Consider the following 11,127-nt stretch of genomic DNA (forward strand, 5'->3'; position numbering starts at 1 on the left):
TTAAGCGTTTAATGAATAAATAGTCCCTAGCATTTATCTCCAACGTTGTTATAACCTTTTGACCCTCTAATCTCCTATAGACTATCGCCCAACTTACTCTCTATCCATCGCATTAATATATCACAGATATCGTAACTTTTCAATTATTTCCTACTCTGCTTTATTACGAAGTTGCGCTAGACATTCTCCCATAATTTTAATCCCTGTTTCAATTTCTTCTAAGGACACCCTTGATAGACCTAATCGCAATGTATTCTCTCCTCGATCATCTAATGAGAATATGTCGCCTGGCATAAAAATTACCTTTCTCTCATAACAGACTTGTAATAGTAGCCTCGCAGATACCTCTCTTAATCCTACATATAGATGCAACCCTCCATCGCCCCACACGAACGCTGGATCTAGATATTGTTCCACACACTGTTTGGCAAATTCGAACCTCTCCTTATAAGATTTTCGCATTCGCTTCATCTGCCGCTTCAAGATTCCTGATTGTAGATATTCATATAAGATGCCTTGGTCGATAGACGAAGTATGAATATTCTTACATCTCTTCACACTTTCTAATAGAGATATTACTCGATTGTCTCCCATAACCCAACCTATTCGTAATCCTGGAAACAAAATCTTCGAGAAGCTACCAATATAGACAACTCCATTACGTTCTTTGTCTAGAGAGGCAATCGGTGTAATATGACTGCTGCCATATAGTAATTCTTCTGTAAAACCATCTTCTATAATCGGGACTTCATATTCTCTGCACAACTCATATATCTGAGATCTTTTCTTCTCCCCAATTACAATTCCAGTAGGATTATGATAAGAAGGAATTACATATAAGAAACGAGGTTGATACTTCTTTAGGTATTGCTCTAACTTCTCTATATCTAATCCATCTTCTAACATAGGAATTCCAATTGTCTTGATTCCATGTAATTTCATGATTCTTAAGGCTGTATTATGAGTAGGGTTTTCACACAATACATAATCTCCAAGGTTAGTGAACGCTTCAATCATCATCTCAAACCCTTCTGTAAAACCATTAGTTACAATGATATCTTTGTGTTCTCCACTCACCCCTTTCTCTAACATGTATTGCTTCAAGTACTCAATTAATGGTTTGTAGCCCCTGGCATATCCATAGTTAAGGATCTTATTACCTTCCACGGATAAACGATACAAAAAGGATCTCTTAAACTCCTCTAGATCAAACAATTCTCCATCTGGGGAGATGCTTTTGAACGAAATTAAGTCCTTACTCCATGGAATTTCATTCTTGATTATATCCATCTTCTCCGCTTCGATGGAGTATGCATTCGCCTTGGTTTCCCAATCCACATTCCATTTCATTTTATTATTGCTATTATAATCTTTTTTTCCATATCGTTCAAAGGCACTTTTCGTAATGAACGTTCCTTTTCCCTTTTTGGTATAGATAACATTCTCTGCTTCTAGATTCTCATATGCTACTAATACAGTATTCCTACTTACACCTAGAACCTGAGATAGCTCCCTTGTGGAAGGGAGCTTACTATCAGGTGTAATCATATTCGTATGAATACTACATTTAACATGATTCTCAATCTGTTCATATATTGGACTGTCATTATTAATTATAAGGTCATGAAATAACATCATTATCCCCCTTGTTACCTACTACTTCCATTGCTATACCAACGAATACTCTATTATTTTATCCAGTAGTTCTGGATATTCCATTCCTCGTGCTCTTGCACTCTTTGGTATTAAACTTGCACTCGTTAATCCAGGGAGTGTATTGGCTTCTAATATATATGGTACACCCCTAGCAATAATCATGTCAAATCTTACATAACATTTACAATAAAGTTCTCTCCACATTATCTTAGAGGCTTCGTTAATCTTGTTTTGCAATTCTTCATCATATTCTACTACCTCTTCCTTAGCACCTTGTTCATGGTACTTCGATTCATAATTAAAGAATTCGCCTTTATTTGCTTTAATTAGTAGAGTTGGGAATACTTCTCCGTTTAAAACGAAGGATGTAATTTCCTCTCCATTTACATATTGTTCAACGATTGCCTCTGTATCATACTTCAATACTTCATGAACTGCACTCTTTACTTCCGATTCGTTCTGAATAAAAAATGTAGCTACACTAGAACCACCATGATTCGGCTTAATGAATAAAGGATATCCCAGTCGGTTCAATGCATCATAATCTATCTCATCAATACTTCTAAATGTTATCCAATCTGGTGTTGCAAGCCCATATTGTTTTACAATCGTCTTAGTTAGCGATTTATTCATACAAATTGCACTACTTAATACACCACAACCACTATATGGAATCCCTATTGTTTCAAGCGCTCCCTGAATTGTTCCATCTTCGCCAAACTTACCATGCAAGGCTAAGAAAGCAAAATCAATTCCTTTCACACGTTCAATTACATCTTTCTTATCATCTATCATAATGGGAATTACTTGATCGTATTTGTCGCGATGCATGTATTTCATAACCTCAGCACCAGACTTAAAACTGATTTCTCGTTCTGTAGAAATTCCACCCATAATTACACCTATACGCATAAGACTCTCTCCTATCCAGCCAATTTCAAAACTCTTAATTATCTAAAACATGCAATAACTTGTTTGAAGTTTTGTAATTTCATAGCTTCCATACCAATTTCTTTCTTACTATATAGTATACAAAGTTCTCACTCTTTGGTAGTACCACGTAAATGTCACATTACATCCTAGGTGGTTTTTTTCGTTGACAAATGTCATTAAATATATATTGACATTTGTCAATATAGGCATTATAATCCAACTATGGTACCTAATAGAAATAAGACATTCTAATCAAACTTTGAAAAGGAGACTGTTGGTAATATGAAAAAAGAAGAAAAAAAAGAATTTGTTAAGCTTCCTGATTCCGAATTGTATATTATGCAAACAATCTGGAACACTGCAACTCCAGTTGGAACCGGGAAAATTGTAGAATTGATTACTAAATCAAAAGACTGGTCTCGTTCTACAATCCAAGTCTTATTAACTCGGCTAGAAGAACGTGGATTCATTAAGATGGAAAAGAAGGGAAGACTCAAATACTATAGCCCTATTATCAAAGAAGAAGATTATCTATCGGGAGAAACGAAATCGTTCTTAAAACATTTCTACAACAACTCATATAAGAAATTAATTGCCTCTCTTGTACAAGATACAAGATTAACAGATGAAGACTATGAAGAACTGTTAACCATCATTCAGAACGCAAAGGAGAGTGAATAGCATGCGCAATGTATTCACAACATTTTTGGATATTTCTCTATCTGTCTCCATACTATTCCTGCTATTTAAACTCGTGGATTCCATACTTAAAACGCGGTATTCCATACGTTGGAAGCATCTTGCTTTCTTATTACTTGGTATCCGTTTGCTCCTTCCTATTAATCTTGGAGTGATTACTTTACCTATACTGTCTCTGGACGATAGCTATCACAAAGAGTCACTGACAAACATAGCTCTAGATTCAAACTTTAACGATTCCACTACCGATTTGATTAACCTTCCAGCCGCGAATAAGGAAGTTGCAAACACAGATTCTTCCTATCCACTCGATAGCCCTAACAATTCCTTACTGGATTCCAATACAGATAAGGACTTATATAGTAAGAATCCATCAAAAACAGTCGATTCTTTTAGCATCACTAGGTTATACCAATCCATAAGAAACACATCATACGTTCCACTCATAATACTATGGCTAATAGGAACAATTATTTTTTTATTCTATCATCTATCTTCCTATATGGCATTTCACAGAAAAGTTAAATATACTGCAAAGACTACCGTTAATGCTACCTATCTAGACATTATGCAGGAGCAAAAAAATCAATTACATATTTCGAAAGATATTCAATTACTCATCTATAATGATATTAGTTCTCCACTATTGCTTGGACTTCGTAACCCTTGTATTCTCTTACCGAACAACAATTACACAAAAGATCAAATCGCATTTATTATAAAACATGAACTTACACACTATAAGCATCATGATTTGTATATTAAATTGTTACTTATTGTCTCTAATGCCCTACATTGGTTTAATCCAATCATATACCTTCTTGTTAGGGAAGCTTCCTTAACCATGGAACTGTATTGTGACGAGAGTGTAACAGCAAAACAAACTCTTTCCTATCGAGAGCAGTACAGTCTGACATTGCTTCAGATAATGAAGGGCGGGAATTCCCATTCTCCGGCACTTCTCTCCACAGGTTTTACAAACTACGCAAAACCTATGAAAGAACGTTTTCTACATATTATGAATACTTCTACGAAAAAGAAGGGAAGTATCCTTATCATATTGTCCATTGCTATTATCTTAATTGGTAGTAATCTCACAACTGGAAAAACAGAAAAATCTGCACTTGCAGATACCACTCAAGACATTGAATTAGAGGACAAGAATATCAATACTAATGAGGCAGCAGAATCTTCTAGAGAAACTGAAACTATTACCAATATTCTAATTCTTGGTCTAGATACAACCGGTTTTATGAATTCCGAGTATCCACCTAGACCAGATAGCATACTTCTATTAACACTAAACAAAGAGAAAAATACAGCCACCTTTAATACGATTCTTCGTGACATTCTAGTAGATATTCCTGGAGATAAAAAGAATAAGATTAGTAATGCCTATGTATTAGGTGGTGAAGAATTAATGAAAACAACCCTTAACCAAAACTTTGGCATAACAATTGACCATAGTATTGCGATTGACATGAGTGGAGTAGAAAATTGTATCAACTTATTAGGAGGTACTGAAGTTACACTGACCGCAGAAGAAGCTTCTTACCTAAATCAGACAAATTTCATCTCTAACAAAAGTAATCGTAATGTAGTAGAAGGCCTTCAAAACATGAATGGTAATCAAACCCTTGGTTATCTTAGACTTCGGTATGTGCCCACAGCAACGGGTGAAACGAATGATTACGGTCGTACCAAGCGTCTTATTCAAGTTATAAAATCACTGGCGCAGAAGTTAAGTTCGAAGAACATGGAGCAAATACTTGAGATTGCAAAGAGCCTACTTCCAATGATCGTAACCGATATGTCCCCTGAGGAGATATTTGATTCCCTTGCGATATTACTGTCTTCTAGTAAGAACATGGATTATACTTGCATTCCACGACTTGAAGATTGCACTTCTTCCACTGAAAATGGAATGTCAGTCTTAATACCAGATCTTGAACAATCACGTAATCTTTTTTCAGATTACTTACAATAATATTCTCTAGTTGAAAGTTAGTTAAGAAAAAGTTCACAATTTAAATATTGACCACATGGTCTGTTTTTGTTACAATCAAAACAGACTATGTGGTCAATATTATTTTATGGAGATCAATTAATGAAAAGAGAAGAAAAAAAACTAAAAAGCAGGCAGAAGATAATGATCGCTGCCATACAAGAGTTCGGCCACAAAAGCTATGGAGAAGCATCCCTCAACACCATTTGCGATACAGGTAATTTATCAAAGGGAATTATTTATCACTATTTTTCAGACAAGGATGAATTATACCTTGCTTGTGTGAAGGAATGCTTTGATGAACTGACAAGTTTTCTGAATCGGGATGACTATGATTTTGCCGATTTTCAAAAAGGGATTAACAACTACCTTTCAGCAAGGTATCAATTTTTTCAGCAATATCCCCATTATAGTCACCTCTTTTTTAGCACGTTTTTACAGCCGCCTGCACACCTAATTCAACAAATAAAAGAACTAAGAAAAGACTTTGACGTACAAAACACTCGTTATTATGAAACTGCGCTTGCGCATATTACTCTTCGTGAAAACGTCACTAAAGAAGAAGCCATGGAGTATTTCTTTATCTTCCAAGAGATGTTCAATGGATATTATCAAAGCAGGGCCTATGAAAACACAGATTTCAATTCGCTCATAAAGGATCACGAAATGAAGCTATCTAAATTATTAAATATGATGCTTTATGGTATTACTAAGGAGGACTCCAAATTATGATTCTATTAATACTTCGGCTTTTGTCCGCAATTGCTATCGCGTTTCTTGTGGGAAAGCTTGTGTCAAAAATCAAGCTTCCCGCGATTTTAGGGTGGCTTCTTACCGGTATGCTTCTCGGCCCACACGCAATTGGGCTTATGAACAATACTCTTCTAGATTCACCATGGTATCACTCCATCGTCAATATATTAGAATGCGCTGTTGGTCTTCTAATAGGTACAGAGCTGGTTTGGAATAAAATAAAGAAATCTGGAAAGCAAATTATTATCACAACTCTGACGCAGTCACTTGGAACCTTTTTTCTCGTGTCCTTGGTATTCGGCATCGTTTTCTATTTTACCGATGTACCTGTTTATCTTGGTGTAATCTTTGGTGGTATCGCACTTGCCACTGCACCAGCACCCGCACTTTCCATTGTGAATGAGTTTAAAACGGATGGTCCTGTTACAAGGACCTTGATTCCCATGGCAGCACTCGACGATATGGTAGGTGTTGTTGTATTCTTTTCAACCATATCAATTATTTCAGCGAATATTTCTGAAAACAAGTTGCCTGTATACATGATTTTGCTAGTTGTCCTACTACCCATTCTCATTGGTATTGTAACCGGTCTTCTTGCAGGTTTGCTATTAAAAAAGGAACGGTCAACTTCGGCGTCTCTGGCATTACTATTGGGAACTCTCTTACTTGCATGGGGCGTTGGTTTTATCTGTAATTCACTGTTGTTGCCGAAACCTGTATTGAACTTCATGATTATTGGTATGGCATTCTCCGCAACCTTTGCCAACATGATTAGTGAAAAGCGTTTGGAGCAAATCATGCATGATTTTAACCCTATTTTGGGCTTTTCCATGATTGTTGTAATTCTGAATCTTGGTGCACCTCTGGATTATCATTTGATTTTAGGCGCAGGCTTGTTTACTGCGATTTATATACTTGCTAGAGCAGCCGGTAAATACGGTGGAAGTTACTTCGGTGCGCGTATAACCCATTCCTCCGAAACAGTAAGGAAATATTTAGGCTTGACGTTACTTCCACATTCTGGTGTTTCTCTGGTATTTACCGGGATTGCCGTTTCTGTTTTGAGCGTTCCTGCACCCGAATGTGCTAAAATCATTCAAGGTACCATTGCTGCCGCAGCCGTTATAAATGAAGTAATTGCCGTAATCATATCAAAGAAGGCCTTCGAATGGGCTGGAGAATTTCATAAACGTGAAGAAATCCCAAATTTACAAGGTGATTTATAGAAGCCTCAGACAAATTATTATTATACTTTGGAAGGATTATGAACGAAATAGACAGTAAAAATGACATTAAGCCAAATTGGTTTCATGTCATTTTTTATAGTGTTACTTCAAAAAAGTACACCGATAAAGGCTTCTGATTCATTCAAAAGTATAAAATCAAACTGGCACTGTTACTTTTTCCTTTTCTGTCCCTTTTAATTATGCCAAATATTTATTATAGTTAAACTATAAATTTCCCCAATTTTTCTGGTGGATTGAAACTTGCAAGTATAGTTATGAAATAAATTATTAGTATATTAGGAGGATTCTATGAAAAACAATACAAAAAAACTCGTATTCGCTGCACTGATGGCTGCTCTTACATATGTAGCAACAATAATTATTCAAATCCCAAGCCCGACAAATGGCTACATCCATATGGGCGATGGTCTTGTTTTCCTATCTGGTGCCTTACTTGGACCTCTATATGGAGGATTAGCTGCTGGTATTGGTTCTATGTTTGTTGACTTACTGTCCGGTTATACCCATTATGTAGTAGGAACTTTCCTTATTAAGATGTTAGCTGCCATGGCTTGTGGTTTCTTATGTAAGCACCTCACTACTACTATTAAGAATCCAATTCCGCGTACCCTAATCAGTGGTTTGTCGGGAGCACTTATAATTGTGGTTGGGTATTTCTTGTATGAAAGTCTCTATCTTGGTTACGGATTTGCCGCTGCTTCCGGTGTACTAGGCAATATTGCTCAAACGGTTTTTGGAACTATAACGGTTACTATCCTTTACCCCTTATTAATGAAAGCAAATATTCAACGTATTATGAATGAGTAACTGGTTAGGGTTATCACGTGCGATGTTTGAGTACGTACTATTTATAATACATTAGATATCAATAAAGAATCGCCTTACAACATCTTGCGAGCTTAGAGCCTGCTAGAAAGTTTTAAGACGATTCTTATTACTATTAAAGTATTTGGTTACCAATACACATTTTCGTAGTGAATTGATTCCGATTATCTTTCCCTGCTTTTATATTCCTTAATTGCAAGCAAAAACCTTTCACCGTATCTCTCGTATTTCACTTCACCAACACCCGATACAGTCAGCATCTCTTCCTTTGTCTCTGGCATAACGCTGCACATATCCACTAATGATTTGTCTGCAAAAACCAAATATGGTGGAACTTTCTCTTCTTTGGCAATTGTTGTTCGGATCTGTCTTAGTAATTCGAACAATTCGTCACTAATATCTACACGGCTATGCACCTTCTTCTTCGCTTGTTTCGAAGGCTTCTTCTCTTCTTCTGCAGCTATTTTCATCCATATTGGTTCTGTTGCTTCTAGAATTTCACCTGCCAATTCTCCTAACATAACAACTGGATATTGTGAATCCGATAACACTAGATATTCTCTATGAATCAAATGATTAATAATCTGTCGTAATCTAGCAACAGTAGTATCTGTAATACTTGCAAATTGCGAATTCTCATCCATTCGATATTGTTGAATCTTAGCATTCTTACTACCATGTACCGTATCAAGAATCACAGTTATTCCAAAACGTTCTCTACATTCTTTTACACAGGTAACAATAGCTTTAGCTGGTTTTGTAATATCCATTGTCTCAAACTGAGTTAAACAATTTGAACAATTTCCACAATACGGATCCCCCTTTTCCCCAAAGTATTGCAATACATATTCCCGCAAGCAATCTGTTGTTGTGCAATAAAACGTCATCTGCTTCAAGCGTTGGCGATCACGTCGGTTTACTAACTCTTGTGTTGCATAATCAAGGGCTTCATTATCTCGATTCTGATCTATTAAAAATTGATTCATAATAACATCTTGACCATTGAATAGAAGGATACACTCTGCTGGCTCACCGTCTCTTCCAGCTCTACCCGCTTCTTGATAATAGCTTTCTATATTCTTTGGCATGTTATAATGTATTACATAACTAACATTAGATTTGTCAATTCCCATTCCGAAAGCATTCGTAGCCACCATAACTGGCTTTGTATCGTATATGAAATCATCTTGATTTTGTATTCTTTCATTATCAGAAAGACCTGCATGATATCTGGTAACCTGTACCCCTTCTCGCTGCAATCTCTCACTAACTTCTTCTACCGTTTTTCTTGTAAGACAGTAGATAATCCCACTCTTATCCAAATTGGTACTCACATAATTTCGTACATATTCATATTTGTCATTGGGTTTTACAACTTGATAGGATAGGTTCTTACGATCAAAACCTGTAATTAATAGTTGGGGATTTCTAAGTTTTAGAATCTTAATGATATCTTCTTGAACCTCTATCGTAGCTGTGGCAGTGAATGCACTAACCACTGGACGTCTTGCTAACTGATCAATGAACTCTACAACCTTAAGATAACTAGGTCTGAAATCTTGTCCCCATTGTGATACACAATGTGCCTCGTCGATACTAATCATAGAGATATCCGCTTCTAAGGCAAAGGACAAGAACTCGTCTGTCGTTAATCGTTCCGGTGCTACATAGATAATCTTATATCGTCCTTGCCTAGCATAAGATAATGCAAGACAGTATTGATTATAAGTTAGTGAACTGTTTAGGTAAGCCGCATGAATACCCGCTTGATTTAAAGCCCCTACCTGATCCTTCATTAATGAAATCAGTGGAGATATAACTATCGTAATTCCTTGCATTACTAAGGCTGGAATCTGATAACAGATTGATTTACCTGCTCCTGTTGGCATAATTCCAAGAGTATCCTGCCCCTTAAGGATACTATCAATCAATACTTCCTGACCTTCTCGAAAGGAATCATAGCCAAAATACTTTTTTAAAACCTCATATTTATTCATCTCAAATCCTTTCATCAATTAATAAAAATCTAATAAAACTTTAGGCAAATCCAAAACTCATCCGCATTTGTTTAACCAATAATCTTAGAGATATTATGATAGATGCTACTAGCTACTTCTGGCTTATTCATCGAATAAACATGAACTGCATTCACTCCATTAGCATACAAATCAATGATTTGATCTGTGGCATATGCTATTCCAGCCTGTTCCATCGCTTCTTTGTTATCACCAAACTTTTCAACGATAGCTTTAAATCTCTGCGGTAAGACAGTACCTGATAATTCGCATATTCTCTTTATTTGACCAGGATTCGTTACAGGCATGATTCCAGCAATCACAGGAACTGTAATACCTGCTTCCCTTAACTGATATAGATAATTATATAAGATATTGTTATCAAAAAACATCTGCGTTGTTAAAAAATCACAACCTGCATCTACCTTTTCTTTCAGATAAACGATGTCTTCTTTTCTGTTCGCAGCTTCCACATGTCCCTCTGGATAACAAGCAGCCCCTATACAAAAATCTCCATAACTCCTAATTACTTGTACTAGTTCAGAGGCATATTGATACTCCTCCCCACCTGCAATCTCTCTTCCTGCTACTCGGTCTCCCCGTAGTGCTAATATATTCTCGATACCTTGTTCTTTCAGCTTACCTAATTGATTCGCTACTTCCTCTTTCGTTGAAGATGCACAGGTCAAATGCGCTAAAGGAGTTACTCCACAACTGTTATATAGCTTTGCTGCAATATCAACAGTATGTTTACTCGTTCCACCACCAGCACCGTATGTTACACTCATAAAGGCCGGCTTAAGCTTAGCTATCTTAATCGTTGCTTCTTCCACTTTCATATAATCACTATCTTTTTTAGGCGGAAAAACTTCAAATGATAATGTTGGTTGTTTTTTATTTAATATATCTTTAATTTTCATTTTGACTTATACTCCTCATTCAATAGTATGGTATCGGTTATTGCTACCTTGTATTATACCGTTTTTTCGCATCT

At 36.3% G+C, this 11,127-nt stretch carries 9 protein-coding genes; 5 read left to right on the forward strand and 4 right to left on the reverse strand.

Annotation, left to right across the window (positions count from 1 at the left end; genetic code table 11):
• Positions 1-150 precede the first annotated feature (150 nt).
• Together BUB90_RS14685 and BUB90_RS14690 are read right to left on the reverse strand one after the other, a co-directional pair.
• Positions 151-1,635 carry an aminotransferase-like domain-containing protein gene (locus BUB90_RS14685; protein ID WP_073289124.1) on the reverse strand — a complete coding sequence of 495 codons (1,485 nt, stop codon included), beginning with the start codon at positions 1,633-1,635 and terminating at the stop codon, positions 151-153.
• A gap of 33 nt (positions 1,636-1,668) precedes the next feature.
• Positions 1,669-2,568, reverse strand: coding sequence for a D-alanine--D-alanine ligase (locus BUB90_RS14690; RefSeq protein WP_073289126.1), 900 nt, complete (start codon positions 2,566-2,568; stop codon positions 1,669-1,671).
• Positions 2,569-2,871: 303 nt separating this feature from the next.
• On the opposite strand from BUB90_RS14690, the gene BUB90_RS14695 reads away from it, so the two are divergent.
• The 5 genes from BUB90_RS14695 to BUB90_RS14715 all read left to right on the forward strand — a co-directional run bounded on the left by BUB90_RS14695 (position 2,872) and on the right by BUB90_RS14715 (position 8,100).
• Positions 2,872-3,270 (forward strand): BlaI/MecI/CopY family transcriptional regulator, encoded by a 399-nt coding sequence (locus tag BUB90_RS14695; RefSeq protein WP_073289127.1) that lies wholly within the window; start codon positions 2,872-2,874, stop codon positions 3,268-3,270.
• A gap of 1 nt (position 3,271) precedes the next feature.
• The gene (locus BUB90_RS14700; protein ID WP_073289129.1) at positions 3,272-5,275 is read left to right on the forward strand and encodes a M56 family metallopeptidase; all 2,004 of its coding nucleotides are present in this window, start codon (positions 3,272-3,274) and stop codon (positions 5,273-5,275) included.
• A 120-nt stretch (positions 5,276-5,395) separates the two neighbouring features.
• Positions 5,396-6,025, forward strand: a complete 630-nt coding sequence (locus BUB90_RS14705) for a TetR/AcrR family transcriptional regulator (protein WP_073289130.1) — start codon at positions 5,396-5,398, stop codon at positions 6,023-6,025.
• Positions 6,022-7,272, forward strand: a complete 1,251-nt coding sequence (locus BUB90_RS14710; RefSeq protein WP_073289132.1) for a cation:proton antiporter — start codon at positions 6,022-6,024, stop codon at positions 7,270-7,272. The genes BUB90_RS14705 and BUB90_RS14710 overlap by 4 nt, the downstream gene beginning before the upstream one ends.
• Positions 7,273-7,581: 309 nt before the next feature.
• Entirely contained in the window at positions 7,582-8,100 is a 519-nt protein-coding gene (locus BUB90_RS14715; protein ID WP_073289133.1) for an ECF transporter S component, read from the forward strand.
• A gap of 182 nt (positions 8,101-8,282) precedes the next feature.
• Here BUB90_RS14715 and recQ read toward each other — a convergent pair whose 3' ends face one another.
• Both recQ and metF read right to left on the reverse strand, forming a co-directional pair.
• A complete protein-coding gene (gene recQ, locus BUB90_RS14720; protein ID WP_073289135.1) occupies positions 8,283-10,115 on the reverse strand; it encodes a DNA helicase RecQ in 1,833 nt (610 codons plus the stop codon).
• A gap of 71 nt (positions 10,116-10,186) precedes the next feature.
• Positions 10,187-11,053, reverse strand: coding sequence for a methylenetetrahydrofolate reductase [NAD(P)H] (gene metF / locus BUB90_RS14725; protein WP_073289137.1), 867 nt, complete (start codon positions 11,051-11,053; stop codon positions 10,187-10,189).
• Positions 11,054-11,127: the final 74 nt, after the last annotated feature.

Origin of the sequence: Anaerosporobacter mobilis DSM 15930, assembly GCF_900142955.1 — a bacterium.
Taxonomy (GTDB): Bacteria; Bacillota; Clostridia; order Lachnospirales; family Lachnospiraceae; genus Anaerosporobacter; species Anaerosporobacter mobilis.